The following is a 23,833-nucleotide window of genomic DNA, read 5'->3' as shown; positions in this document are numbered from 1 at the left end:
CAGGCGGCCAGGCAACTTGCGGCTCCGCAGCAATTCAAACCTTCTCTGCTGCCAGCCATCCGCGCAGGCTGTTCACGAACGCCCAGCCCTGCACGCGGGGCAGGTCTTCCAGCCGCACCACGGCCTCGGTCAGCCGGCCTTCCCGCAGCGCCAGCGCGCGCCCGACGCCGGGCAGCAGGCCGCAGGCCAGCGGCGGCGTGACCCAGCGGCCGTCCAGCAGCATGGCCACGTTGCCGCGCGTGCATTCGGTGATCTCGCCTTCGGTATTCCACAACACGGTGTCGAACACGCCGGATTCAGTGGGCGTGAAGGCGTCGTAATGCGCGCGGCGCGTGGTCTTGAAGCGCACGAACTCGCCGTGCGCGTCTTCAAGCGGGCGCTCCGCCAGCCGCAGCCGCACCTGGGCGGGCGACGGGTCCATGGCGAACGCCTCGGCGCGTGCCCGGCCCCGGGCATCGAGCAGCAGGCGCACGCGCCACAGGTCTTGCGGGTGCGCTTGCGCCAGTTCATGCAGGCAATGCCGCACGGCGGCGGCATCCCATGGAATGCCGAAATGCGCGGCGGCGCCGGCCAGGCGCTGCAGGTGCTCGGCGGCATGGCGCAGCTGGCCATCCTTTAGCGCCAGGGTTTCCAGAAGGTCGAAAGGCATGCTGGCACGCTCCAGAAATTGTCGTTTGTTGCGCCACTCCTGCCACTCGGCGTCAGGCACGGCGCCCGAGGTGATGCCGCTGCCAATGCCGCAGCGCAGGCCGCCGGCCTGCACGCTGACGGTGCGGATCGGCACGTTGAAGGTGGCCCGGATTCCATGGCCGTCCTTGCCCGGGCGCACCACGCCGATGGCGCCGCAGTACACGCCGCGCGGCCCGGCTTCGAGTTTGCGGATCATCTGCATGGCGCGCACCTTGGGCGCGCCGGTGACCGAGCCGCACGGAAACAGCGCGGCGAACACATCGGCCAGCGTGGTGCCGGCGCGGGTGCGGGCGCGCACGTCGGAGGTCATCTGCCAGACCGTGGGCAGCGCTTCGGTGTGGAACAAGGCGGGCACCTGCACGCTGAAAGGCTCAGCGATGCGCGAGAGGTCGTTGCGCAGCAGATCGACGATCATGACGTTTTCGGCGCGCTCCTTGGGCGATGCGCGCAGGGCGGCGGCCTGGGCGGCATCCATCTCGGGCGTGGCGCCGCGCGCGGCCGTGCCCTTCATGGGCCGCGCCAGAATCTGGCCATCCTGCCAGTCAAAAAACAGCTCGGGCGACACCGACAGCAACTGGCCGTCGCCCGTGTTGCCGGTGTCGATGAAGGCCGCGTAGCCGCCCGGCTGGGCGCGCTGCAGGGCGGCGAACAGGGCTTGCGCCGCGCCTGCTTCGGGCTCGCCGGCCCACTCGCCCAGAAGCGGCGCGGTGAAGTTGACCTGGTACAGCTCGCCAGCCGCGATGGCGCGCTGGATCTGGTCCATGGCCGCGCCAAACGCGGGGCGCGGGCAGGTGTCAAGCCATTGGACCCGGGCCGTTGCGGCGCTGGCGTCCTCAACCCAGGGCAAGGCGTCGTCATGCACGGCAAACCAGGCCAGCGGGCCATCGGGCGCATGCACGGCCAGCGCGGCGTCAAATGCCGGGGCGGCTTCATAGCGCAGGTAGCCGACGCACCAGCTTCCATTTTCGGCGGCGGCCTGCACGGCGTCGAGCACCGCGCGCACCTCGGCCAGTTCATGCGCGACCAGCACGGCGCGCGGCGTGCCAAAGACGTGGCGCAGGCGCGGCGCGGCGCCGCCCTGCGGGCTGGAAAAGTCAATGCATGCGGAAATATGAGTCAAATCGGCCTTTTGCGCTTGCCACGCTTGCGCAAGCAGCTATTAAAAAAGGAGTGTTTTGGATGCATGCGCCGGCTGGCCCTCACCCCAAGCCTCTCCCAGAGGGAGAGGGAGTCATCCCATCAACACCAGCTTCACGCCGCGCCGATATTGGGCACCAGCCCGGCGGTCGGCTGGCCGTTCTTGAGGGCTGCCGTGAAGGCCAGCATGCGGTCAATCGGCAGGCGCGCGCGCAGGCCCAGCGCCGGGTCGATGTGGACTTCGTTCGCGCCGGTTTCCAGCACCTGCGCCAGCCCGGCCAGCCCGTTCATCGCCATCCACGGGCAATGCGCGCAGCTCTTGCAGGTGGCGCTGTTGCCGGCCGTCGGCGCTTCGATGAAGATTTTGCCGGGGTTGAGCGTGCGCAGCTTGTGCATCATGCCGTTGTCGGTCGCGACGATGAATTCGGGCGCATCCATCTCGCGCGCGGCCTTCAGGATGGCCGAGGTCGAGCCGACCGCGTCGGCCAGCGCCACCACATCGACCGGCGACTCGGGGTGCACCAGCACCTTGGCCAGCGGATGCTCCTTGATCAGCGCCTGCAGTTCGAACGCCTTGAACTCGTCATGCACGATGCAGGCGCCGTTCCACATCACCATGTCGGCGCCGGTCTCGCGCTGGATGTAGCCGCCCAGGTGCCGGTCGGGCGCCCAGAGGATTTTCTGGCCTTGTTCCTTCAGGGCGCGCACGATGTCCAGCGCGCAGCTCGACGTCACGACCCAGTCGGCCCGCGCCTTGACCGCCGCGCTGGTGTTGGCATAGACCACCACCGTGCGGTCGGGGTGCGCGTCGCAAAAGGCGCTGAATTCGTCAATCGGGCAGCCCAGGTCGAGCGAACAGGTGGCGTCCAGGTCGGGCATCAGCACGCGTTTTTCGGGCGACAAAATCTTCGCCGTCTCGCCCATGAAGCGCACGCCCGACACCACCAGCGTCTGCGCGGCATGGTCGCGGCCAAAGCGCGCCATCTCTAACGAATCCGAAACGATTCCGCCGGTTTCCTCGGCCAGATCCTGCAAGTCGGGATGCACGTAGTAGTGCGACACCATGACCGCGTTCTTGGCTTTCAGCAGGCTGCGGATGCGCTCCTTCAGCGCCGCGCGTTCGGGCTGTGTCGGCTCGACCGGCACCCGCGCCCAGGCGTGGTGCGTGGAGCAACTGGCCGCCGTGCCAGGGCCGGCCATGATCGGCTGGTCGTAATCGACGTTGATCCGGGACAGGATGGCACTCATCAATTTGCTCCTTTGGGCGCCTCGAAGCGCATCGAATAATCTATGGCCTGAACGTCTTTCGTCAAGGTGCCGATGGAAATTCGGTCCACGCCGGTTTCGGCCAGCGCGCGCAGGCCGGCCAGCGTCACGCCGCCCGAAATCTCCAGGACTGCCCGGCCCGCGTTGATGCGCACGGCCTCGTGCAGCGTGGGCAAATCCATGTTGTCCAGCAGCACCATGCGGGCGCCCGCGTCCAGCGCCTCGTGCAGTTGTTCCAGCGTTTCGACTTCAATCTCGACGAAATCAGCCTCGGCGGCGATTTTCGCGGCCTGCGCCAGCACCTGCCTGATGCCGCCAGCCGCAGCGATATGGTTTTCCTTGATCAGCACCGCGTCGTACAGGCCGACCCGGTGGTTGGTGCCGCCGCCGGTCAGCACCGCGTATTTCTGCGCCAGGCGCAGGCCCGGCAGCGTCTTGCGGGTATCGACGATGCGCGCTTTCGTTCCCTCGACCAGTGCGACATACGTGGCGGTCTTGGTCGCAACAGCGCTTAACAGTTGCAAGAAATTCAGCGCCGTGCGCTCGGCCGACAGCAAGGCCCGTGCCTGGCTACGCATTTCAACCACCACCTGGTTGGGCGCGCAACGCTCGCCTTCCTGCACATGCCAGACCAGCGTAGCCTCTGGGTCCATCTGCCTGAGCGCCGCCTCGAACCAGGCCGTGCCGCACAGCACCGCGCTTTCGCGGGCCAGCACATGGGCGTGCGCCTGGGCTGCCGGATCAATCAGGGCGGCCGTCAAGTCGCCCGCGCCCAGATCCTCGGCCAGCGCCCGCGCCACATCGGCCCGGGCCAGCGCGGCTACCCCATCAACATTGAAAACAAAAGACTTTTTCATACCAAAATCCGAATAAGAAGTCGCACTGCAGCGTGCTCTAAACTACCGGGCGAATGCTCGGGACTGCCTCAAATGTTACAGCGCCGGACAACCCGTCGTCCTTATCCTTCTTCAGCGGCTTGTTGCAAAATGCAGCGCAGTTTTTCCTTTCCTTGAATTTTCGGACTTTCCACCATGTTCAGAACCCTGCTCAAATCCAAAATCCACCGCGCCGCCGTGACCCACTGCGAGCTGAACTACGAAGGCTCCTGCGCCATTGACGAAGACTTGCTGGACGCCGCCAACCTCGGCGAGAACGAGCAGATCCACATCTGGAACATCAACAACGGCGAGCGCTTCATCACCTACGCCATCCGCGCCGAACGCGGCAGCCGCATCATCTCGGTCAACGGCTCGGCGGCGCGGCGCGCGGCGGTCGGCGACCTGGTCATCATTGCCGCCTTTGCGCAGGTCGAGGAAAAGGAAGTCGCCGGCTTCAGCCCCAAGCTGGTGTTCGTCAACCCGGACAACCGCATCAAGGAAGAGCGCTCGACCATCCCGGTGCAGATGGCCGACTGAGCCGCTTGCCGGCCAGGACAGGCAAGCGCCAAACGCCTGCTTGTCTAGCCGCAGAGGTCGCGCTTGCGTTGCTCGAACTCGGCCTGTTCAATCTCGCCGCGCGCATAGCGTTCGCGCAAGATGTCAAGCGCCCGGTCTTTTTCCGGGGTGCGCAGGCCGCGCGCATCCCGGCCAACAGCCCAGCGCAAGAGTGCGATGACGGCCAGCAGGACGACCACCCACCAGAGCAAATGCATCAGTCCGAACAGATCCCAGTCCGAGCCCCAGTTGCCGCCCCACTCCATCATGTGAGTCCACATGGCATGCAGCACTTCGCGCGGCTTAGCGGCCGCCCCGGCCACGAGGCCGGGAATACCCCGGCGCCGCCATCACTGTGCGCTGCTTCATGTCGGGCTCCTTTTTTTCAAACCATACAGATCAAGCCAAGATAGGCCCGCCCATCAAAACCGCTGTTGACCTGAATCAAGCAGAACCCGTTTTACCCGCATCGCTGGCCGCGACCCTGCGCCAGGCGACTGGCTACACTTCGCCAGGTAGCCTCTGCGCGGCCCGCCAGGCAGGGCAATACCCGGTTTCGAAGTGAACCCCGCTCCCATTAGACTCGTGCATCTCGTGCATCGGATCCAACCATGACCTCAGTAACCATGTCCCAAGCCCCTTCTGAATCGTTGTCAGCCACCGCCTATGGCACGCTGCCACCGGCCTCCACGCCGTCGGCCCGCAAGCCGCTGAGCCTGCCGCGCCTGCGCGAAATGCATGCGCACGGCGAAAAAATCACCATGCTGACGGCCTATGACGCCACCTTTGCCGCTGTGGCCGATGCCGCCGGCGTGGAATGCATCCTGGTGGGCGATTCGCTGGGCATGGTGTGCCAGGGCCTCTCCAGCACCGTCGGCGTGACGCTGGAAACCATGCGCTACCACACCGAATGCGTGACCCGTGGCCTGCGCCGCTCGCAAGGCGTGGCCTGGGTGATTGGCGACCTGCCCTTTGGCACTTACCACGAATCAAAAGAGCAGGCGCTGCGCAGTGCGGTCGTGCTGATGCAGGCCGGCGCCCACATGGTCAAGTTAGAGGGCGGCGGCTGGACCACCGAAACCGTGCGCTTCCTGGTCGAGCGCGGCATTCCGGTCTGCGCCCACCTGGGCCTGACGCCGCAAACCGTGCATGCGCTGGGCGGCTACCGCGTGCAGGGCAAAACCGACGAATCGGCGGCCCTGCTGCGGCGCGAAGCCAGCGCGCTGCAGGATGCGGGCGCGTCCATGCTGGTGCTGGAAATGGTGCCGGCGGCGCTGGCGGCCGAAGTCACCCAGCAGCTCACCCACTGCGCGACCATCGGCATCGGCGCGGGCAGCGGCACGGCGGGCCAGGTGCTGGTGCTGCACGACATGCTGGGCATGAACCTGGGCAAGATGGCCCGGTTTGTCCATAACTTCATGGACGGCGCGCCCAGCGTGCGCGGCGCCATGGAGGCTTATGTGCGCGCAGTCAAAAACGTCAGCTTTCCGGACAACAGCGTCCACGCCTGGTAAACCGCCCTCGCTTTTTAAAAACTCAAAACTCAAGGAGACCCCATGCACATCGTCCACACCATTGCGGAGTTGCGCCAGCAGCTCAGCGGCTTCAAGCGCCCGGCCTTCGTGCCGACCATGGGCAACCTGCACGAAGGACATATTGCCCTGGTCCGGCAGGCCAGGCCGCTGGGCGATGTGACCGTGTCCAGCATTTTTGTCAACCGCCTGCAGTTCGCGCCGCATGAAGACTTCGACAGCTACCCGCGCACGCTCGACGCCGACGCCGAGCGGCTGGAAGCGGCCGGCTGCGACGTGGTGTTTGCCCCGCGCGAGAAAGACCTGTACCCTGAGCCGCAAACCTTCAAGGTGCATCCGGCGACCGACCTGAGCGACATCCTCGAAGGCCATTTCAGGCCCGGTTTTTTCATTGGCGTGAGCACCGTGGTGATGAAGCTGTTCTCGTGCGTGTTCGCCGGCATGCCCACGGGCGTGGCCGCCTTCGGCAAAAAGGACTACCAGCAGGTCATGGTGGTGCGCCGCCTGGTGCAGCAGTTTGCCCTGCCCATCGAGATCCTGGCCGGCGAAACCCAGCGCGCCGAAGACGGGCTGGCGCTGTCGTCGCGCAACAGCTACCTCTCCCCGGCCGAGCGGCAGGAAGCGGTGCATCTGTCCCGGGCGCTGCGTGCGCTGGGCGAAGCGGCCCGTGCGGCCACCGGCCAGCCCGACCTGGCAGCGCTTGAATCCCAGGCCCTGCAGGCACTGGCGCGGCGTGGCTGGAAGCCCGACTACCTGACCGTGCGCAGGCGCGCCGACCTGGCGCCGCCGCAGGGCGCGCTGGCCGATGTGCCGCTGGTGGTGCTGGGCGCCGCCAAGCTGGGCAACACCCGGCTGATTGACAACCTGGAGATTTGAGGCGGCGCTGATGTATAAAACGCTCCAGGGCATTCAACCCGTTTTAAAGGAACTTCACCATGGCCATTGCACACGCCGCACCGGGACAAATCGTTGATGTTCAACCCTTGGGCAAACAGCTTTGCGAATCACGCAATGTCGCGCTGTTCAAGACCGACGGACTGGAAGTGATGCGCCTGGTGATGCCGGCCGGCAAGACCATGCCGTCGCACTGGGTCAAGGGCGAAGTCACGATTCACTGCCTGGAAGGCGAGGTCGATCTGATGGCGGGCGGGCAAACCCGGCGCATGAAGGCCGGCCAGCTGGTCTGGCTTGAAGGTGGCGTGGATCACGCCCTGACGGCGGTGCACGATTCGTCGCTGCTGCTGACCATCGTGCTGCGGAAATAATGGTGAAATAAGCCTTTTGCGCAATCAGGACGGGCGCAAGCAGCTATTGATTCAGTAGCAGTCGAGTTCCGTCTTCGGCTCGCGCTCCATCAGCAGCGCCACCGCCTCGGACGCCTTGAGCTTGCCGTCGAGCAAGGCCACCACGCTTTGCGCAATCGGCATGTCCACGCCCAGGCTGGCGGCGCGCTGCACCACGGTGCGGGCGCAGTAAACGCCTTCGGCCACATGGCCTAGCGATTCCAGCACTTCGGCCAGCGTTTTGCCCTGCGCCAGCAGCAGTCCGACCTTGCGGTTGCGGCTCAAGTCGCCGGTCGCCGTCAGCACCAGGTCGCCCAGGCCCGACAGGCCGGTGAACGTCTCGGCGCGCGCGCCCAGCGCCACGCCCAGCCGCGTTATTTCTGCCAGTCCGCGCGTGATCAGGGCGGCCCGGGCATTCAGGCCGAGCTGCAAGCCGTCGCACAGCCCGGCGGCAATCGCCATCACGTTCTTGACTGCCCCGCCGACCTCGACGCCGACCATGTCGTCGCTGGCATAGACGCGCAGGCTGGCGCCGTGAAAGGCGGCCACCAGCGCTTCGCGCACCTCGGCATGCTCGCTGGCGGCGACCAGCGCGGTCGGCTGGCCACGCGCCACTTCCAGCGCGAAACTCGGGCCGCTGAACACGCCCGCTCTTAAATCAGGAGCAACCTGCGCCCGTACCTCATGCACCATCAGCCCAAAAGGCTTTGCAAGCGAGGCCGAAGCCGGCTCAGCGAAAACAGCAGCCTCAAAGCCCTTGCTCAGCCAGGCCACGGGCACAGCCGCATGCTTCAGTTGCGTCAGCATGCTGCGCGCGGCCGATACCGGCGTGGCCAGAATGATCAGATCCTGGCCGCTGACAGCCTGGCCCAGTGAAGCCTCGCCGCCGCCTTGCAACAGCAGGCTGGCGGGCAAGGCAATGCCGGGCAGGTAGCGGGTATTGGCGCGCTCGGCCTGCAGGGCCTGGACCTGCGCCGCATTGCGCGCCCACAAGGTCACCTGGTGCCGGGTCACGCCGGCGCCGGCGGCGCGCGCGGCATTCACAGCCAGCGCAGTGCCCCAGGCGCCAGCGCCCAAAACCGCGATTTTCATGCCAGCCAGGCCGTTGGCCCGCAGCCTGCCCCGTGGACCATCAAACGAGGATTTGTGGTGCTTCAGACGTGGCCATCATGGCCTCGGCCTGCTGCTGCTCGTACATCGCCTGGAAGTTGATTTCGGCCATGTGCACCGGCGGAAAACCGCCGCGCTGGATGATGTCGGCCACGTTGCTGCGCAGGTAGGGATAGACGATTTGCGGGCAGGCAATGCCCAAGAGCGCGCCCATCTGGTCGCTCTGGATGTTGCGGATTTCAAAAATGCCGGCCTGCTTGGCCTCGACCATGAACACGGTCTTTTCTTCGATCTTGGTGTGAACGGTGGCGGTGACGGTGATTTCAAACAGGCCCTCGGCCACCGGCTTGGCATCCACGCCAAGCTGGATCTCGACGCCGGGCTGCTCCTGGTTCAGCAGGATTTCAGGCGAATTGGGCTGCTCCAGCGACAGATCCTTGAGGTAAACGCGCTGGATCTGGAATACGGGGTCAAGATTGGCTTCGGCCATGGTGGTCTTTCGTCAAGGTGTTGGAAATCGGAATGGGATGGAAAACCCCCTGCGCATTCGCCCCGGAAAGAGCTGGGCGCAGGCGGTTCGAGGCGGATTATCTCAGGCTCTGCGCCGGGAAAATCGCCTGCCCGGTCCGTCGGGCAAGGCAGACTGGAGGCGGCTTGTTCAGGCTGCGGCCGATAGCAGCGGCATCAGGCCGCCCCGGCCGTCGAGCGCCATCAGGTCGTCGCAGCCGCCGACATGGGTGGCGCCGATGAAGATTTGCGGCACGGTGCGCCGGCCGCTGATCTGCATCATTTTCTGACGCTCGCCAGGCAGCATATCGACACGGATTTCATTGAGTTCGGTGACGCCACGCTCCTTGAGCAACTGCTTGGCCTGAATGCAGTAAGGGCAGGAGCCGGTGGTGTAAATCTTGACGGTTTGCATGGGGTTTTCTCAAGGTCTGTGCTGGCGCGGCAGGTGCGCGGCAGCGAAGGAAGGATTCGCATCCATGCCGGAGCGACGCATCAACAGCAGTCCGGCCGGCACGCGGGCTTGGCGCCTTTTCAGGCTTTTTCGACCGGAAGGTTAGCTTCTTTCCACGCCTTGAGTCCGCCGCCCAGGGATTGGGCTTGCTCGTAACCCAGTTTTTTGGCGATGGCCACAGCGCGGCCGGAACGCGCGCCGCTGGCGCAGACCAGGATCAGGGGCAAGGCCTTGTTCTTGACCACGGCTGGCAATTTGGCCTCAAGCTCGCCCAATGGCACGTTTTTGGCGCCGCTCACATGGCCGGCGGCAAATTCAGCCGGCTCGCACACATCGACCACCACGGCTTTTTCGCGATTGATGAGCTGCACGGCCCCGCTAGGGTTCAGCGCGCCGGCATTCATGCCACCGGCAATCAGGGGCCAGACCAGCATGCCGCCGGAAGCGATGGCTATCGAAATCAGCATCCAGTTATCAATAAGAAATTTCACTTAATACCTTTGTATGTTTTTCACGCAAACAGTGATTTTAGAATGGGGGCGGAAGTTCGCCCGAAGGCCAGCTTTTAAAATCCATTCCTTCCTGTTTTCATTTCCCTCCAAACTTACCCACATGTACAAACTCGTGCTCATACGCCACGGCGAATCAACCTGGAACCTGGACAACCGCTTTACCGGCTGGACCGACGTCGATCTGACCGAAACCGGGATTGCGCAGGCCAAAAATTCCGGCCAGTTGCTCAAGGCCGAAGGCTATGACTTTGACCTGGCCTATACCAGCGTGCTCAAGCGCGCCACCCGCACACTCTGGCATGTGCTCGACGAGATGGACCAGACCTGGCTGCCGGTGGAGCACAGCTGGCGGCTCAACGAGCGCCATTACGGCGACCTGCAGGGGCTGAACAAGGCCGAGACGGCGAAAAAGTTCGGCGACGAGCAGGTGCTGGTCTGGCGCCGCAGCTACGACACGCCGCCGCCGCCGCTGGCGGCCAATGACCCCCGCAGCGAACGCAGCGACCGGCGCTACGCCAATCTGCTGCCCGGACAGGTGCCGCTGACCGAATGCCTGAAGGACACGGTGGAGCGCGTCCTGCCCTTCTGGAACGAAGCCATGGCCCCAGCCATCAAGGCAGGCAAGCGCATCGTGGTGGCGGCGCACGGCAACTCGATTCGCGCGCTGGTGAAGTATCTGGACAATATCTCGGACAGCGACATCGTCGGCCTGAACATTCCCAACGGCATTCCGCTGGTCTATGAACTCGACGAGAACCTCAAGCCGCTGCGCAGCTACTACCTGGGCGACAGCGAAGCCGCCGCCAAAGCCGCTGCGGCGGTGGGCGCGCAGGGCAAGGCCGTTGCAGCATGAATCGCTAAAAAACATCTAAAGAACTGCCGAACAGGCGATTGAGCCTGTCAGCCAATGCCCCGACCGGGCGCATTGGCTGCTCTTATTTGTAACCATTGCGTTCGCGTCTTGCAAAAACCGGGCTTTCTCCGCATATTTAATGACTCACGATGTGCAGCTTGCGGAACTGCACAGGCATATATGTGTCCAAGGTGTATATTGCTCTGATACGAAGGAGCACGGGTTCCTCAACAGGCTTAGGAAAATTTTTATGGGTCAGAAGCTCAAGATAGCAGGCTGGATTTCAATCGGCGCCATGGCCGGGGCATTGACGACCGTGCAGTTGCAGGCGGTTGCACGTGCCGGCATGGCACCTTTGCCGCTCGAAGAATTGCAGCAACTCGCGGCCGTCTTCGGCATGGTCAAGACTGATTACGTCGAGCCCGTGGACGAAAAGAAACTGATTACCGATGCAATTTCCGGCATGGTTGCCAGTCTGGACCCGCATTCGGTGTATTTCGACAAGAAAACCTACAAGGAATTCCGCGAAGGTACCTCGGGCCGCTTTGTCGGCGTGGGCATCGAGATCAGCCAGGAAGACGGCCTGGTCAAGGTGGTGTCGCCGATTGAAGGCTCGCCGGCCGACCGCGCCGGACTCAAGCCGAACGACCTGATCACCCGCATTGATGACACTGCAGTCAAGGGCCTGAGCCTGAACGATGCGGTCAAGAAAATGCGCGGCGAACCCCAGACCAAGGTGATGCTGACGATTTTCCGCAAGGACGAAAGCCGCACCTTTCCGGTCACCATCACGCGCGAGGAAATCCGCACCCAGTCGGTTCGCAGCAAGGTGATCGAGCCGGGTTATGCCTGGATTCGCCTGAGCCAGTTCCAGGAACGCACGGTTGACGACTTTGTGGTCAAGATTGAGCAGATTTACAAGCAGGAACCCAAGCTTAAAGGCCTGGTGCTGGACCTGCGCAATGACCCGGGCGGATTGCTCGATGCGGCGGTGGCGGTTTCAGCGGCCTTTTTGCCCGAAAACGTGACCGTGGTTTCCACCAACGGCCAGCTGGTCGAAAGCAAGTCCGTTTACAAGGCTTCGCCCGAGTTTTACCAGCGCCGCAATGGCGCTGATCCGCTCAAGCGCCTGCCGGCCGCACTCAAGACCGTGCCGCTCGTGGTGCTGGTCAATGAAGGCTCGGCCTCGGCCAGCGAGATCGTGGCCGGCGCGCTGCAGGACTACAAGCGCGCAACCATCATGGGCAACCAGACGTTTGGCAAGGGTTCGGTCCAGACGGTTCGTCCGCTGGGCCCTGACACGGGCATCAAGCTGACCACGGCGCGCTATTACACGCCGAGCGGCAAGTCGATCCAGGCGCGCGGCATCGTGCCCGACGTGATGATTGATGAAACCGCCGAAGGCAGCCCGTTTGCGGCATTGCGTACCCGTGAAGCCGACCTGGAAAAGCACCTGAACAGCGGACAGGGTGCTGAATTGAAAGACCCGGGCCGCGAAAAAGCCCGCGAGGAAGCCATGAAACGGCTTGAAGAAGAAGCCAAGAAAACGCCCGAGCAGCGCCGTCCGCCCGAATTGGGCAGCGACAAGGACTTCCAGTTGGCCCAGGCCATCAACCAGCTCAAGGGCCGTCCGGTGCTGGTCAGCAAGACGGCAGTTGTCGAGCCCAAGAACGAAAAGAAAGAAAACTAGGCGTTCATACCGCTTGGTTCAGGCAAAGCCCGTCCGGTTTCGAACGGGCTTTGCTTCATTTGCACTTCACGGTTCACACTTCGCAGCCATCAACCTCCCGCCGCACATGCCGGCGGTTTTTCATTTTTCCATTCCCATGAACGACGAACAGCTGCTTCGCTATTCCCGGCACATCCTGCTCGATGAAATAGGCATTGAAGGCCAGCAAAAGCTTCTCGCCTCGCATGTGCTGATCATTGGCGCAGGCGGGCTGGGCTCGCCGGTGGCCCTGTACTTGGGGAGCGCCGGCGTTGGCCGCATCACCGTGGTCGATCATGACCGCGTGGATGCGACCAACCTGCAGCGCCAGATTGCGCATACGGTCGCGCGCATTGGTGAATTCAAGGCGGAATCGGTGCTCCAGGCCGTCGCCGCGCTCAACCCTGATGTGAAAGTGATCCCGGTGACGCAGCGGGCTGACGACGCCCTACTTGACCGGCTGGTCGGGCAGGCAGACCTGGTGCTTGACTGCACCGACAACTTCTCGACCCGCCACGCCATCAACCGGGCCTGCGTCAAGCACGACAAGCCGCTGGTGTCGGGCGCTGCGATCCGCTTTGATGGCCAGATCACGGTCTATGACCCGCGCAGTCCTGACTCGCCTTGCTATGCCTGCATCTTTCCTGAATCAGACCTGCCCGAAGAAACCCGCTGCGCCACCATGGGCGTGTTTGCACCGCTGGTCGGCATCGTGGGCACGGTACAGGCTGCCGAGGCCCTGAAGCTGCTGTGCGGCATCGGAACGCCACTGACCGGACGGCTGCTGATGCTTGATGGCAGGGGCATGGAGTGGAACGAGATGAAACTGTCACGCAACAAGGCGTGCGCAGTCTGCGGCATTGAAGCAGCGGAATCGCCAGCCGCCTGAATCACTTTTTTCCAGTGGTAGCGTTGGTGGCCGGATGGGCAGCTTTAGACAGGATTGCGGCGCAATCGGCATTCTCGCCCGGCCCGGTTTCGATGGTTGAGGCCAGGGCCAGCAAGGGATTGATGGCGGCCAGCAGCAGGGCAATGCCTGCGCGCCCTGCCAGCGCCGATGTCTCCGGCCCTGCCGACATGTGCGCAAACGTGCCGCCAATCCGCAGCGGCGACCTCAGGCTCAAAATGCTCATGTCCTTGGGCTCCGGCTTGAGCAGGATGTCCAGCGTTTCGTTGGCCAGGCTGATCTGGCCTTGTCCCGTGATGACGGTGTCGCTGGTGTCAAGCACAATCGCCCGGCTGCTCATCAGGCCCTGCTTCACGTCAAAGGCGGCAGCGGCGCACCTTAACTGCACATTGCGGTCGCCGCGCAACAGGAACTTGATCACCTCTCCGCCATCCAGGCCCATGAATTCGAGCAGGATGTTGCTGATTTCGCCTTTACCCATCAGGACCGCCACATCCCCCGAGGCCGACCCGAGCATTTGGGCCAGCGAATTTCCACGCCCCTTCAGGTCGAACTGACCACTCATTTTGCCGAGGCCGGTTCTAGTGGTTTCAACCGCAGGGAAGAGCTGGTTCAGCTGCACGGCCCGGACATCGAGCCTGGTGTTAAAGGCCGCCGGGGAGACCGTGGAATCAATTCGGATGGTGCCCGCCACCGATCCACCGGCCACGCCGAGCGAAATCGGCTCCAGTTGCAGCACGCCGGCATTGAGCTTGACGTGAACAGAGCCTTTGTCCAGCGGCAACTCCTTCACATGCCGGATGTCGGCCGCCGAATAGGTGACATCGGCATTCATGGCCTTGAGCTTGGTCACGTCCAGCGGCGTGCGCGGCAGCACCTTGCCAGGCGCAGTTCCGGTTGGTGAAGCTTTGCTGCTTGAGTTGGCTTGCGCTGGTTTTTTGATGTTTGAAGCAGCCACGGCTTGTTTCTTTGGTGCCAGAGCGCCAGAAGGCGCCATGCCGATGACTGCCCCCAAGTCCGCAAAATCCATGACCCTGGATTGCACCTTGCCAGTCAAAAGCGGAACCGCCGAAGATTGATCAAAGCTCAGCGATCCGCCGAGGTCGGACTTGCCCAGCAGACCCTGAATCTGGCTGACAACCCAGAGTTGGTCCTTCTTGTCGAGCTTGCCGCGAAGCTTGTAGGGCGGCGTGGATGGCAGTACCACACCCAGCAAGTTATAAAGATCGTCAAGGTTCTGGCCCTGCAGGTCAAAAGTCGCATCAATGCCGGCCAGGTCGGCAAGATTGGCAATCGAACCCTTGGCCTTCAGGCTGGTTCTTCCGGCGACTGCGTTGACTTCAAGTGGAAAGGATGCCTGGGTATTCTGGCTGAACTCCAGTACACCTCCTGCGCGTCCATTGGCGGTAAATTTTTCATGCTTCCATTGCCCGATAGCCTTGTAACTCAAAGGCAATTCATTCCCGGCTTCCGGGGCCAATGAAAACTGGACATCCAGATCAGCGCCCTGTGCCTTGGCAAGATAGCTGACATTCCCCTGATCAACCACGACAGCACCGATCTGCGGCACCGCACTTTTGTCCGAGGTATCGCGAGAAAGCGCCCAACTCCTCCGGCCATCGGGTTCGATCTGCAGGCCAATCATGGGTTCAGTCAATTTGATCCGGGGCAGCACCACTTTTCCGAAAATAAGCGGCAAAAGATTGATGTCGAATTCGGCAGCAGTGGCCTTGAGCAGGTAGGAATCATGCGCCCATTCAGGATTGGCGATTTCGACACCTTCCGCCCTGACGGTGGTGGTGCGCCCCAGGTCCACAGACAGATGTTTCGTGATCTCAAAACGTCGTCCCAACTGCTCCGACACATATCTGTTGATGGGTCCGCGAAGCGAATCCCAGGGAAAAAAGGAAAGCAGCAACACAAGAACAACCAGCAATATGGCAAGACCCGCCAGCCAATGGCGAAGGGAGGCGGATTTCAACGGGGAATTTTTCATGCCTTGGTCTGGGTTGATGGCCGCTCAGCAAGCGTGAGCCTGCAATGGCTGGCAATGCGTAAAAATCCTCATGGCAACTGGCGCGCAAACACTCAATCGCAGAGCCTGACTGTCGGCCACATGCGAATTTTTGACAGTCGGCAAATGCGATGAAAGGCTGTCGGCAGGTGCCTACATCTGATTAACATGAAATCATCGGAAAACCCCTACAAATACAAACAAACGTCACTGGCACAATGATTCATCAATCTGAAGATACATTAGGAAACAAGACAAGCTGGCATTTCCGGCTCTTGCTAGCCGCATTGGCGGGCTTTTCGCAACTCACACCGAATTCCTGCCGCCGTTAACTGGATATGAGCCGTGAGATTGAAAACATACATCGTCGAAGACAACCCCACCATTCGTGAAAATCTGATTGGCACTCTGGAAGAGTTGGCCTGCGTGATTGCCGTGGGAACGGCAGAAACCGAAAACGACGGCAAGGCTTGGCTGAACGCCAACCGACAGGAATGGGATCTGGCAATCGTTGATTTGTTTTTAAAGCAGGGAAGCGGTCTGGGGGTACTTGCAGCTTGCCGGGATCGCCCATCACGGCAAAAAGTGGTGGTTCTCAGCAATTACGCTACCGCAGACATTCGCCAGCGTTGCGCCCAGCTTGGGGTCGATGCGGTGTTCGACAAATCCAACGAAATTGATGCGTTGGTTGAGTACTGCCTTCAACAAAACAATTCCATTGAAGCCGAAAAACCTTCCTCCTGAATCGGAGGACTGTCAGAGTTTTCGACTTTTCAGGGTATTGAGGGCGCAGCACGTCAGGAAATCCGGATGCCTGATCGGGAAGCCTGCGCCCGGACGGCGCACAAACCGCCAGGGTTTGCGCCGCAGTCCTTCAGTCAATGAGTTTGTTTTTCAGGGCGTAATAGGTCAGGTCGCTGTTGGAGGCCAGACTCATCTTTTCCATGACGCGCGTGCGGTAGGTGCTGACGGTTTTAACGCTCAGCGAAAGCGCCTTGGCGATATCGCCTGCCGTTTCACCCTTGGCCAGCTTCAGAAACACCTGGAATTCCCGCTCGGACAACTGCTCGTGGGCCGCCACGTCCTTGGGACGATTCAGTTGCTGCGCAAGCAACTCGGCCACGGCTGCCGTGATGTAGCGCTTGCCCAGGGAAATCACGCGAATGGCATCGACGATTTCAGAAGGGTCGCATTCCTTGTTGAGGTAGCCGCTGGCACCCTGACGAATCAGATTGACTGCGTAATGCTCTTCGGGGTAACCGCTCAGGATCAGGATGCCGACATCGGGCGCCTTGGCGCGGATCATGGCCAGCGCATCGATTCCACTTTGACCCGGCATGGACAGATCCATGACAAGAATGTCCAGTTCGACATTGCGAACCAGGTCAATCGCTTCCCGTCCGCTTGCTGCTTCACCAACAACGCGCAGATCCACCTGGTCCGAGAAAAACTGCTTCAGTCCGGAACGCACAATGGCATGGTCATCCACAATTCCAATTTTTATCATGTCGCTGTCTTTCTATAAAAACCTGCACTGCCTGGCAAGGCCACCAAAAATCAGCGCCAAGGCAACACAGTTGCATTGATTATCACTGCTCATTATTGACGAGTTATTCACACAAGTACCGAACGGGAGTCAGCCTTGAAAAAATTTGCCACGCTCAAAACGGCCATCAGCCTGCCGCTGGCCGTGCTGGCCGCAGCCTTCATGATTTTCATCAATGAAACGAGCTTTCAACAGTCCACCAAGGCCGTCAGCAACATGGAGCAGGCCCAGCAGACACGCAGCGCCATCACCCGACTGGTGCGCCAGGTGCTGGACGCGGAAACCGGTCAGCGCGGCTACCTGCTGACAGGCGATCCTCGCTATCTGGAGCCTTACCGTTCGGCGGTAGGCGATATTACCGAAAACCTCAACCTTCTGCGGCAGATCTTTGTCTCCCAGCCTGCGCTGTCTGGTGACTTCGACACCCTGTCGCGTCATGTGTCGCGCAAGATGGCCGAGATGGACCTGAGCGTGCGCATGCGCAAGGAGGGCAATGATGATGGCTGGAAATTTGTGCTGACGACCGATGTAGGCAAGGAAGAGATGGAAGCCATCCGGATTCAATCCGACAAACTGTCGGCCAGCAGCATCCAGCAAATGGAACAGGGCCAGGCGCAGATCAAGAAAGCACTGCAGCTTTCACGCATTGGGATTGCCACCACGGCGCTGGTCGGACTGCTGGCTTTTTACATGTACCTGATGCAAAACAAGGCTCTCATTGCCTCGGGCCAGCGCGAGCAGGAGTCTCTGGAGCGCGAGCGCGACCTGCTCGAAAAACAGGTCAGGGAACGTACCGCCAGCTTGGCCGAACTGGCAACCCATCTGCAAAATGTGCGTGAAGAAGAACGCGGCCACCTGGCGCGTGAATTGCACGATGAACTGGGCGCACTGCTGACGGCCGCAAAGCTCGATGTTGCCAGGATCAAATCCCGCCTGGCCGGCAACCTGCCGGAAGCCTCGGAACGGCTTGAACACCTGACCAGCACGCTCAACACCGGCATTGCCCTGAAGCGGCGCATTGTTGAAGACCTTCGGCCCTCGTCACTTTCCCATCTGGGCCTGGTGGCATCCCTTGAAATTTTGGCGCGCGAATTTGAGGAACGTTCCGGACTTTCCATTACCACCGATCTGGAAACCGTCGAACTCGGCGGATCGGCGCAACTGACCGTTTACCGGCTGGTTCAGGAGTCGCTGACCAATATCGCCAAATATGCCAATGCAACCCAGGTAGAAATCAGCGTGCACAACTTCGACAATTTCATCACCGTGGATGTCAAGGACAACGGCAAAGGCTTCAAGCTGGAAAGCATTGGGCCGGGAAGCCATGGACTGGCCGGCATGCGTCACAGGGTGGAAGCTGCCGGTGGAAAGTTGACGGTTGCCAGCGCTGAAGGCAGAGGAACCCAGGTCGGTGCCGTGCTGCCCAAATCGCAGTGAACCAACGGTTCGATGCCAAGCCTCAACAGGCCCGCCAAGCCAGCCAGGCCGGCCAAAGCGCACGTAACAAAATGTCATCCTTTTCCTACAAGGCATTACCCCAGGCACTGACAGGGGTTTAGGCCCAAGACCGATGAAGAAAACTACATCCAAAAGCTAAGCTTGCTCAAGGCTTTTTAAAGAAGCAATTCTTATATGCCTAGCCATCGCAAGGGAAATCAAATGTTGCACTATTCAGTCGTCTTTCTGGTGATCGCCCTGATTGCTGCCGTCTTCGGTTTTGGTGGAATTGCAGCAGGTGCCGTTGAAATTGCCAAGATTCTCTTCTTCCTGTTCGCTATCATGGCAATTGTCAGTTTTGTTGTCAGCCTGATCAAAAAAAATTAGCCTGAAGCTGATGGCAGCGCTCAAAAGCGCCTACTTTTTTATCACCCTTTTCATTCACTCACCAAGGAAATAAGACATGAATACAAATAGCCCCTCAAACATGGTCCGTGATGCTGTTCCTGCAATGCAGAAGGCTTCTGAAGGCATGATGGATTCAGCCAGCAAGGCTTTGGAGTCAACGCGCGAGCATGCCAACCAAGCGCTTGACAAGGCCGAAAGCAAGGTTCGCGAACTGCGCGGCAGTGTTGATCCAATGGTTGACATGCTGGCATCCAAGGCGCAAAAGATGGCTCGCCAGAGTCTGGACATGGCTTCCGAAGCCAAGGAACGCGCCGAAAAATCACTCAAACAGGCCGCTGATGCGACCACCCGGTATGTTTCCGAGCAACCCATGCGCTCCGTGCTGATTGCAGCAGCGGTCGGTGCAGCGGTTGCCCTGCTGGTGTCTTCTTCGCGCCATCGCAACCGCAATCGTTACTGAAACCCAACCTTTTCCCGACCCCGACTCTCCCCTTCGCAAGCCCTGACGCACAACCTACGCTCCGAACCTATGCTGCATCCTCTTTTTTCAACGATTGTGCAAAGGCCTGACCTGGTCATGGACCACTTGTCCGCCTACGGATCGCTGTTTCACAAGGAAGCAACGAGCGCGGGTTCGGAACTGCTGGCGCGTGCAGTGGCGGGGGTGGTCGCCATCCTGGCTTTGGTCGTTTTTCTGGGCCTGGCAGGCACGGCGCTGATGCTGGGCTTTTTGCAGAACCAGTTCCACTGGATGCTGGTGGCCGTGCCAGGCTTTGCGCTGGTATTGCTGATTGTCGCCATCATGATTGCCATGAAGCCTTTGAAAAGCGAGCGTTTTCCCGAGCTGAAAGCCCAGATTGACAGCGATGCGCAAGCATTGCGCACGGTTTCCTGAAGACCTCCACGGAAAGACCCCCTGGCATGGCCTCCCCCACTGAACTCACTCCCCAAGAACGCCTGGCCATCAGCCGCAAGGCCATCGTCAGGCACATGAACCGGCACCACCGGGTCACTGAGGACAGTGTCGATGATGATATTGACAAGGCGGCTGAGTCAGGAGCCGCTGTCCAGGGCGGCACCCTGGGCAGGATTAAATATGCGGCCCGCATGTGGTGGCAGCGCCATCCGGCAAGTGCCGCCGTCGAACTGGCAACACCTGTGTTGAGCGACTATGCAGCGGTTCACCCGTTCAGGCTGGTCGGGATTTCCGCCGCTGCTGGCGCTGCAATCGTTGTGATACGTCCGTGGCGCATGGTCTCGGCAAGTGCATTGCTGGTGGCTGCGGTGAAGTCGTCCGGCCTGACCAACACCTTGATCACGATGCTCTCTTCCTTTACGCGCCATTCCGCACAAACCGACACGAGGCCATGAGCATGGACACCACCAAACGGCGAATGCTTGAACTCCTGGCCGACGAAGAAAAGCATGCCGACAAACTCAAGGACTGGCTGGATCTGTAAAAACCAGGTGCTGGTCGATGGGCGTGGTGCCGTTAATCGACAGGCTTTTTTAAACTTTGCACCAAATCAAATCAACTCAAAGAGGAAACCCTATGAAATACGTTCGCGCAATCGCCTTCGCAGCCCTGGCAGGCATCACCATCATTGGCACCGGCTGTGCCGTGGGACGTGGCCAGGAAACAGCGGGCTCGTATGTTGATGATGCCGCCATCACAACAGCCGTCAAGGCAAAGTTCGTGGAAGACAAAACCGTTTCAGCCATGTCCATCAGCGTTGAAACGCTCAATGGCACGGTGCAACTGTCCGGCTTTGCAAAATCCACCGCTGAAAAAATGCAGGCGGAAAACATTGCCCGTGGCGTGAAGAACGTCAAAAGCGTTCGCAACGACATCGTCGTTCGCCCTTAAGCGGCACTTATCGTCGATTGCGCTGCCTGAGCAAGGTGGCGCGGCAAAGGCAGGCCATGGAACAACCCATCGCCTGCCTTTTTTATCGGTCCATCATGTTCGAGTTGTGACCGGCCCAGCCGGTTTGCAGGCAGCAGCGACTGCTGTCAATTTGCCTTGACAATCAGCTTGTTGTCCACTGACTGAACACCGCTAAAAGTCTTGGCAATCGCGCCCGCCCTCTCGCGCACGGCCTCCGTCGGCACCGAGCCGTTGAGTGTCACCGCACCATCCTTCGTGTCCACATTGATTTTGAAGACCCTGATCTCCGGGTCTTTGACCAGCTCGGCTGAAATGGCCGTCGTGATCGCCATGTCGTCCATCTTTTCAATGGCTTTGCCGGCAGCGGCCTTGGCGGAAACCTCGGCATTTTCCGTGGCACTTTTCAATGCGGCGCCCGCCTTGGCAAAGGTTTCCTCTGTTTTAGCCTTCATTTCAGCGCCCGACTGCTCGGTCTTGAGTTTGGCCTCGGCTGCGGCCTGCTCTGTCTTGCCAATGGCCGAGTCAAGCTTCTGGCCCGGGGTTTGGTGGTCATCGGCCTTGTTGCAGGCGCTCAGTGCCAGCGCCAAGGCCAGGGATGTAAAAGCAATCAGTGGTTTTTTCATGGGGGAAATCCTTTTAAATTCATTCGAACCTGCAAAAATTGCATGCGGTCGATTGATTTTGCGCCTTCGACCGCAATCAGCGTCCTGAAACCACCGCCAGATCAACAGTACCTGGCACGACACAAGTCACAACGCCGGTCCAGCCCATCCTGGACGGGGTAGCCGCCAGAACCGGGGCCATGCTGGCCAGCACACCAACGGTGGCAACAGCCAGCCTCGTCAAGCTGAAGCTTGAAATCATTTTTTACTTTTAAATTGATAGCAAACTATGCTTTCTGGGCGTGCGCAAAATGCATAAATCATGCATAAATCATGCATAAATTGATGCCTGTTGCATGAACAGAGGCCCGGCTCAAATCCGGGACGTCACAATCCATCCTTCCAGTGCATCCATGTCCGCAGGCAAACCATAGCCAGGCGCGCCCTGCTGCGCCGCCCAGGCTGCCTGCATCAGGCACAGCACCGCATCCAGGCTGTCGCCGCTGGCATCATCGACCAGCGCATCGCGCTGCGCATGGCTGACTTTCAGGCGCAGGCCCAGCCGGGTCTGACCATGTTCGAGCGCAGTGATCAGATCCTTGCGCGCAATCAGCCGCTCCGGCGTCTGCCTGGCCTTGTCATCGCTTTTGTAAGAACGGCTGCCGAGAACTTCGCGCGCCAGCATTCCCGGATAGCCTTCAAGCGCGACACGCCGGCTGTCGCCCGGATGCAGGCCGGGCAGATGAACGCCGGCGGCCAGCAGCCGGGGAACGCCGGCATGGAGCATGAAGGCGACTGGCGGATTCACCCATTTCATGGACGGGCTGGAGCCGGCCGGCTTGTCGGTCGCGCGATGGGCAAATTTCTGCCCCACGGGACGCCCATCGCAAAAATCCGCGAAGGTGTTCCGGATTTCCGGGCGACTCAGGCCGGCATAGTGCGCCATCAACTCAAGCCATTGCGTGGGCCAGCCCAACTGCGTCACCAGTTCGCGCGGCAGGCCGAAGGGAAAGTCAAAGGCCCCGATCCAGCCGCGCTCCTGGCGCAGCCACTGCTCGAAGCTGTCGAGCGAGTCCAGGCGTTCCAGGCTTGAGAGCAGCACACGCCCTTTCAAGGCGCTACCCGCAGCCATCACGATGGGTTTGCGGCGGCTCGGACTGCACGAAAAATCGCAGCCGATCAGCAGGCCGGGGATTTCAGCCGGCGTGCTCATCTCGTTCCGTTCTTGCACCGGCGATGCAGGCCACAGCGCCCTGCCCGGCTCGTTCCGGCTTTTTCAGGCGCGGCCGATGATGGAAGCGGTGGCCATCAGCTCTTCAAGCAGCGCCAGCGACACCTTGCCCGAGGCCGCATAGGGATCGAGTTCGGCTTTCTCAGAGTATTTCAGCAAGATGGACTGGTTCAGCTTGAGCAGGTTGACCGTTCCCATGGTCCAGCCGCCAAAACGGCGCTCGGAAATTTCCTCGTAGTCCAGCAGCACCACATCCTTGTGGCGCGGGTCTTTCTGGATATGTCCGTACAGCTCGCTGACCGCCATGCGGCCGCCCTCGATGGCCTGCAAAAACACGCCCCCGCCATAGCAAAGAATGCCGGTGATCCCGCAGGTCGGGTTGTACTGTCGGGAATGAGCCAGGATGCTGGCGATGGCATCGCTGCTGTTGTCCACAGCACGACTCGCATAAAGCAAACGAACCAGCATGGGATTACCCTTTTCTTGGAATAAGCGCGAGAAACTCGCGGCGCAAGGTCGAATCCTTCAGGAACACGCCGCGCATGACCGAGTTGATCATCTTGCTGTCCATGTCCTTGACGCCGCGCCAGGCCATGCAGTAGTGGCTGGCTTCCATCACGATGGCCAGCCCGTCGGGCTGGGTTTTTTCCATGATCAGGTCGGCCAGTTGCACCACGGCCTCTTCCTGGATTTGCGGACGGCCCATGACCCACTCGGCCAGCCGCGCGTATTTGGACAGGCCGATCACGTTGGTATGCTCGTTGGGCAGAACGCCAATCCAGATCTTGCCGATGACCGGGCAGAAATGGTGCGAGCAGGCGCTGCGAACGGTGATTGGCCCGACGATCATCAACTCGTTCAGGTGCTCTGCATTGGGGAATTCGGTGATGGTCGGCGCCGTCACATACCGGCCATTGAAGACCTCTTTCAGGTACATCTTGGCAACCCGGCGCGCCGTGTTGCCGGTGTTGTGGTCGCCCACGGTGTCGATCACCATGCTGTCCAGAACGCCCTGCATCTTGATCTCGACCTCGTCAAGCAATTTTTCCATCTCGCCCGGCTCGATGAATTCGGCGATGTTGTCATTGGCATGGAAACGCTTGCGTGCCATGACCAGGCGTTCGCGGATCTTGACGGAGACAGGTGTTCCTTCGTCTGTCAGATCCTGTGAGGGCGGAGTAGTTTTCATAAGCATGTCAGATATTACCAGCCCACCTTAAAGTCGTCACAACGCCGGTTTTATAAGCTTTTTAAGGCGTTTGCGCTTTACCCACTTGCTCAAGAAGCTATCAATTGCATAGCAGTCAATGGCCTT

At 60.8% G+C, this 23,833-nt stretch carries 30 protein-coding genes; 15 read left to right on the top strand and 15 right to left on the bottom strand.

From position 1 onward, the window contains the following. Nucleotides 1-34 precede the first annotated feature (34 nt). The 3 genes from pabB to nadC all read right to left on the bottom strand — a co-directional run bounded on the left by pabB (nt 35) and on the right by nadC (nt 3,950). Nucleotides 35-1,810 (bottom strand): aminodeoxychorismate synthase component I, encoded by a 1,776-nt coding sequence (gene pabB, locus PNAP_RS04680; protein WP_011800350.1) that lies wholly within the window; start codon nt 1,808-1,810, stop codon nt 35-37. A gap of 131 nt (nt 1,811-1,941) precedes the next feature. Beyond that, the gene (gene nadA / locus PNAP_RS04675) at nt 1,942-3,075 is read right to left on the bottom strand and encodes a quinolinate synthase NadA (protein ID WP_011800349.1); all 1,134 of its coding nucleotides are present in this window, start codon (nt 3,073-3,075) and stop codon (nt 1,942-1,944) included. After that, a complete protein-coding gene (gene nadC / locus PNAP_RS04670) occupies nt 3,075-3,950 on the bottom strand; it encodes a carboxylating nicotinate-nucleotide diphosphorylase (protein ID WP_011800348.1) in 876 nt (291 codons plus the stop codon). The genes nadA and nadC overlap by 1 nt, the downstream gene beginning before the upstream one ends. 174 nt (nt 3,951-4,124) lie before the next feature. Between nadC and panD the strand changes: the two genes are divergently transcribed. Further along, complete coding sequence (panD, locus tag PNAP_RS04665; protein WP_011800347.1) at nt 4,125-4,508, top strand: aspartate 1-decarboxylase; 384 nt, start codon at nt 4,125-4,127, stop codon at nt 4,506-4,508. Between the two features lie 44 nt (nt 4,509-4,552). Here panD and PNAP_RS04660 read toward each other — a convergent pair whose 3' ends face one another. Further along, nucleotides 4,553-4,807, bottom strand: coding sequence for an SHOCT domain-containing protein (locus PNAP_RS04660; protein ID WP_041377000.1), 255 nt, complete (start codon nt 4,805-4,807; stop codon nt 4,553-4,555). Between the two features lie 345 nt (nt 4,808-5,152). Between PNAP_RS04660 and panB the strand changes: the two genes are divergently transcribed. From panB to PNAP_RS04645, 3 genes are read left to right on the top strand one after another with little or no spacing between them, the layout of a single operon-like run. Further along, a complete protein-coding gene (gene panB / locus PNAP_RS04655; protein ID WP_157040211.1) occupies nt 5,153-6,040 on the top strand; it encodes a 3-methyl-2-oxobutanoate hydroxymethyltransferase in 888 nt (295 codons plus the stop codon). 42 nt (nt 6,041-6,082) lie between these two features. Then, nucleotides 6,083-6,934, top strand: coding sequence for a pantoate--beta-alanine ligase (gene panC / locus PNAP_RS04650; protein ID WP_011800344.1), 852 nt, complete (start codon nt 6,083-6,085; stop codon nt 6,932-6,934). Between the two features lie 59 nt (nt 6,935-6,993). Continuing rightward, complete coding sequence (locus tag PNAP_RS04645) at nt 6,994-7,323, top strand: cupin domain-containing protein (RefSeq protein ID WP_011800343.1); 330 nt, start codon at nt 6,994-6,996, stop codon at nt 7,321-7,323. Nucleotides 7,324-7,374: 51 nt separating this feature from the next. On the opposite strand, the gene PNAP_RS04640 is transcribed toward PNAP_RS04645, so the two are convergent. From PNAP_RS04640 to PNAP_RS04625, 4 genes are all read right to left on the bottom strand, one after another. After that, entirely contained in the window at nt 7,375-8,433 is a 1,059-nt protein-coding gene (locus PNAP_RS04640) for an NAD(P)H-dependent glycerol-3-phosphate dehydrogenase (RefSeq protein WP_011800342.1), read from the bottom strand. Between the two features lie 40 nt (nt 8,434-8,473). Then, complete coding sequence (gene secB, locus PNAP_RS04635) at nt 8,474-8,941, bottom strand: protein-export chaperone SecB (RefSeq protein WP_011800341.1); 468 nt, start codon at nt 8,939-8,941, stop codon at nt 8,474-8,476. 168 nt (nt 8,942-9,109) lie between these two features. Next, nucleotides 9,110-9,373 (bottom strand): glutaredoxin 3, encoded by a 264-nt coding sequence (gene grxC, locus PNAP_RS04630; protein ID WP_011800340.1) that lies wholly within the window; start codon nt 9,371-9,373, stop codon nt 9,110-9,112. 119 nt (nt 9,374-9,492) lie between these two features. Continuing rightward, nucleotides 9,493-9,903, bottom strand: coding sequence for a rhodanese-like domain-containing protein (locus tag PNAP_RS04625; protein WP_041376524.1), 411 nt, complete (start codon nt 9,901-9,903; stop codon nt 9,493-9,495). Nucleotides 9,904-10,024: 121 nt separating this feature from the next. On the opposite strand from PNAP_RS04625, the gene gpmA reads away from it, so the two are divergent. The 3 genes from gpmA (at nt 10,025) to PNAP_RS04610 (ending at nt 13,374) form a co-directional block, all read left to right on the top strand. Beyond that, nucleotides 10,025-10,777: a 2,3-diphosphoglycerate-dependent phosphoglycerate mutase gene (gene gpmA, locus PNAP_RS04620; protein ID WP_011800338.1), complete on the top strand. Its 753-nt coding sequence runs from the start codon at nt 10,025-10,027 to the stop codon at nt 10,775-10,777. Between the two features lie 250 nt (nt 10,778-11,027). Then, complete coding sequence (locus PNAP_RS04615) at nt 11,028-12,467, top strand: S41 family peptidase (protein ID WP_011800337.1); 1,440 nt, start codon at nt 11,028-11,030, stop codon at nt 12,465-12,467. A 136-nt stretch (nt 12,468-12,603) separates the two neighbouring features. Next, nucleotides 12,604-13,374 (top strand): HesA/MoeB/ThiF family protein, encoded by a 771-nt coding sequence (locus PNAP_RS04610; protein ID WP_041376999.1) that lies wholly within the window; start codon nt 12,604-12,606, stop codon nt 13,372-13,374. Nucleotide 13,375: 1 nt separating this feature from the next. On the opposite strand, the gene PNAP_RS04605 is transcribed toward PNAP_RS04610, so the two are convergent. Then, nucleotides 13,376-15,328 carry an AsmA family protein gene (locus PNAP_RS04605; RefSeq protein ID WP_232290791.1) on the bottom strand — a complete coding sequence of 651 codons (1,953 nt, stop codon included), beginning with the start codon at nt 15,326-15,328 and terminating at the stop codon, nt 13,376-13,378. Between PNAP_RS04605 and PNAP_RS27840 the strand changes: the two genes are divergently transcribed. After that, nucleotides 15,215-15,541, top strand: a complete 327-nt coding sequence (locus PNAP_RS27840) for a hypothetical protein (protein WP_232290840.1) — start codon at nt 15,215-15,217, stop codon at nt 15,539-15,541. The two genes, PNAP_RS04605 and PNAP_RS27840, sit on opposite strands and share 114 nt — an antisense overlap. A gap of 210 nt (nt 15,542-15,751) precedes the next feature. Further along, nucleotides 15,752-16,150: a response regulator gene (locus PNAP_RS04600; protein ID WP_011800334.1), complete on the top strand. Its 399-nt coding sequence runs from the start codon at nt 15,752-15,754 to the stop codon at nt 16,148-16,150. 130 nt (nt 16,151-16,280) lie between these two features. Here PNAP_RS04600 and PNAP_RS04595 read toward each other — a convergent pair whose 3' ends face one another. Continuing rightward, the gene (locus PNAP_RS04595; protein WP_011800333.1) at nt 16,281-16,913 is read right to left on the bottom strand and encodes a response regulator; all 633 of its coding nucleotides are present in this window, start codon (nt 16,911-16,913) and stop codon (nt 16,281-16,283) included. A gap of 135 nt (nt 16,914-17,048) precedes the next feature. Here PNAP_RS04595 and PNAP_RS04590 point away from each other — a divergent pair, with 135 nt between their 5' ends. The 6 genes from PNAP_RS04590 to PNAP_RS04565 all read left to right on the top strand — a co-directional run bounded on the left by PNAP_RS04590 (nt 17,049) and on the right by PNAP_RS04565 (nt 20,664). Further along, nucleotides 17,049-18,389, top strand: a complete 1,341-nt coding sequence (locus tag PNAP_RS04590) for a sensor histidine kinase (RefSeq protein WP_011800332.1) — start codon at nt 17,049-17,051, stop codon at nt 18,387-18,389. Between the two features lie 222 nt (nt 18,390-18,611). After that, complete coding sequence (locus PNAP_RS25515) at nt 18,612-18,776, top strand: DUF1328 domain-containing protein (RefSeq protein WP_011800331.1); 165 nt, start codon at nt 18,612-18,614, stop codon at nt 18,774-18,776. 76 nt (nt 18,777-18,852) lie between these two features. After that, entirely contained in the window at nt 18,853-19,257 is a 405-nt protein-coding gene (locus PNAP_RS04580) for a DUF883 family protein (protein ID WP_011800330.1), read from the top strand. A 69-nt stretch (nt 19,258-19,326) separates the two neighbouring features. Next, complete coding sequence (locus tag PNAP_RS04575; protein WP_011800329.1) at nt 19,327-19,692, top strand: phage holin family protein; 366 nt, start codon at nt 19,327-19,329, stop codon at nt 19,690-19,692. Between the two features lie 26 nt (nt 19,693-19,718). Then, nucleotides 19,719-20,168, top strand: a complete 450-nt coding sequence (locus tag PNAP_RS04570; protein WP_011800328.1) for a hypothetical protein — start codon at nt 19,719-19,721, stop codon at nt 20,166-20,168. A 181-nt stretch (nt 20,169-20,349) separates the two neighbouring features. Next, nucleotides 20,350-20,664, top strand: a complete 315-nt coding sequence (locus PNAP_RS04565; RefSeq protein WP_011800327.1) for a BON domain-containing protein — start codon at nt 20,350-20,352, stop codon at nt 20,662-20,664. Nucleotides 20,665-20,810: 146 nt separating this feature from the next. On the opposite strand, the gene PNAP_RS04560 is transcribed toward PNAP_RS04565, so the two are convergent. The 5 genes from PNAP_RS04560 to folE form a co-directional block, all read right to left on the bottom strand. After that, complete coding sequence (locus tag PNAP_RS04560) at nt 20,811-21,308, bottom strand: BON domain-containing protein (protein ID WP_011800326.1); 498 nt, start codon at nt 21,306-21,308, stop codon at nt 20,811-20,813. 76 nt (nt 21,309-21,384) lie between these two features. Further along, on the bottom strand, nt 21,385-21,549 hold the full coding sequence (locus PNAP_RS27565) for a hypothetical protein (RefSeq protein ID WP_198140670.1): 165 nt from the start codon (nt 21,547-21,549) through the stop codon (nt 21,385-21,387). A gap of 111 nt (nt 21,550-21,660) precedes the next feature. Continuing rightward, nucleotides 21,661-22,500 (bottom strand): DUF429 domain-containing protein, encoded by an 840-nt coding sequence (locus PNAP_RS04555; protein WP_011800325.1) that lies wholly within the window; start codon nt 22,498-22,500, stop codon nt 21,661-21,663. A gap of 63 nt (nt 22,501-22,563) precedes the next feature. Further along, complete coding sequence (locus PNAP_RS04550; RefSeq protein WP_011800324.1) at nt 22,564-22,986, bottom strand: BLUF domain-containing protein; 423 nt, start codon at nt 22,984-22,986, stop codon at nt 22,564-22,566. Between the two features lie 4 nt (nt 22,987-22,990). Then, complete coding sequence (folE, locus tag PNAP_RS04545) at nt 22,991-23,713, bottom strand: GTP cyclohydrolase I (RefSeq protein WP_011800323.1); 723 nt, start codon at nt 23,711-23,713, stop codon at nt 22,991-22,993. Nucleotides 23,714-23,833: the final 120 nt, after the last annotated feature.

The sequence above is a fragment of the Polaromonas naphthalenivorans CJ2 genome (assembly GCF_000015505.1).
Classification (GTDB): Bacteria; Pseudomonadota; Gammaproteobacteria; order Burkholderiales; family Burkholderiaceae_C; genus Polaromonas; species Polaromonas naphthalenivorans.
Note: the sequence above shows the minus strand (reverse complement) of the source record. Positions and strands in the feature narration are given on the sequence as shown.

Bases quoted from the DNA above. Each gene is read 5' to 3' on its own strand.
- nadA (WP_011800349.1), bottom strand. From the start codon at position 3,075: ATGAGTGCCATCCTGTCCCGGATCAACGTCGATTACGACCAGCCGATC.
- nadC (WP_011800348.1), bottom strand. From the start codon at position 3,950: ATGAAAAAGTCTTTTGTTTTCAATGTTGATGGGGTAGCCGCGCTGGCC.
- panD (WP_011800347.1), top strand. From the start codon at position 4,125: ATGTTCAGAACCCTGCTCAAATCCAAAATCCACCGCGCCGCCGTGACC.
- PNAP_RS04660 (WP_041377000.1), bottom strand. From the start codon at position 4,807: ATGTGGACTCACATGATGGAGTGGGGCGGCAACTGGGGCTCGGACTGG.
- panB (WP_157040211.1), top strand. From the start codon at position 5,153: ATGTCCCAAGCCCCTTCTGAATCGTTGTCAGCCACCGCCTATGGCACG.
- panC (WP_011800344.1), top strand. From the start codon at position 6,083: ATGCACATCGTCCACACCATTGCGGAGTTGCGCCAGCAGCTCAGCGGC.
- PNAP_RS04645 (WP_011800343.1), top strand. From the start codon at position 6,994: ATGGCCATTGCACACGCCGCACCGGGACAAATCGTTGATGTTCAACCC.
- PNAP_RS04640 (WP_011800342.1), bottom strand. From the start codon at position 8,433: ATGAAAATCGCGGTTTTGGGCGCTGGCGCCTGGGGCACTGCGCTGGCT.
- secB (WP_011800341.1), bottom strand. From the start codon at position 8,941: ATGGCCGAAGCCAATCTTGACCCCGTATTCCAGATCCAGCGCGTTTAC.
- grxC (WP_011800340.1), bottom strand. From the start codon at position 9,373: ATGCAAACCGTCAAGATTTACACCACCGGCTCCTGCCCTTACTGCATT.
- gpmA (WP_011800338.1), top strand. From the start codon at position 10,025: ATGTACAAACTCGTGCTCATACGCCACGGCGAATCAACCTGGAACCTG.
- PNAP_RS04615 (WP_011800337.1), top strand. From the start codon at position 11,028: ATGGGTCAGAAGCTCAAGATAGCAGGCTGGATTTCAATCGGCGCCATG.
- PNAP_RS04610 (WP_041376999.1), top strand. From the start codon at position 12,604: ATGAACGACGAACAGCTGCTTCGCTATTCCCGGCACATCCTGCTCGAT.
- PNAP_RS27840 (WP_232290840.1), top strand. From the start codon at position 15,215: ATGTTTCGTGATCTCAAAACGTCGTCCCAACTGCTCCGACACATATCT.
- PNAP_RS04595 (WP_011800333.1), bottom strand. From the start codon at position 16,913: ATGATAAAAATTGGAATTGTGGATGACCATGCCATTGTGCGTTCCGGA.
- PNAP_RS25515 (WP_011800331.1), top strand. From the start codon at position 18,612: ATGTTGCACTATTCAGTCGTCTTTCTGGTGATCGCCCTGATTGCTGCC.
- PNAP_RS04580 (WP_011800330.1), top strand. From the start codon at position 18,853: ATGAATACAAATAGCCCCTCAAACATGGTCCGTGATGCTGTTCCTGCA.
- PNAP_RS04575 (WP_011800329.1), top strand. From the start codon at position 19,327: ATGCTGCATCCTCTTTTTTCAACGATTGTGCAAAGGCCTGACCTGGTC.
- PNAP_RS04570 (WP_011800328.1), top strand. From the start codon at position 19,719: ATGGCCTCCCCCACTGAACTCACTCCCCAAGAACGCCTGGCCATCAGC.
- PNAP_RS04565 (WP_011800327.1), top strand. From the start codon at position 20,350: ATGAAATACGTTCGCGCAATCGCCTTCGCAGCCCTGGCAGGCATCACC.
- PNAP_RS04560 (WP_011800326.1), bottom strand. From the start codon at position 21,308: ATGAAAAAACCACTGATTGCTTTTACATCCCTGGCCTTGGCGCTGGCA.
- PNAP_RS27565 (WP_198140670.1), bottom strand. From the start codon at position 21,549: ATGATTTCAAGCTTCAGCTTGACGAGGCTGGCTGTTGCCACCGTTGGT.
- PNAP_RS04555 (WP_011800325.1), bottom strand. From the start codon at position 22,500: ATGAGCACGCCGGCTGAAATCCCCGGCCTGCTGATCGGCTGCGATTTT.
- PNAP_RS04550 (WP_011800324.1), bottom strand. From the start codon at position 22,986: ATGCTGGTTCGTTTGCTTTATGCGAGTCGTGCTGTGGACAACAGCAGC.
- folE (WP_011800323.1), bottom strand. From the start codon at position 23,713: ATGCTTATGAAAACTACTCCGCCCTCACAGGATCTGACAGACGAAGGA.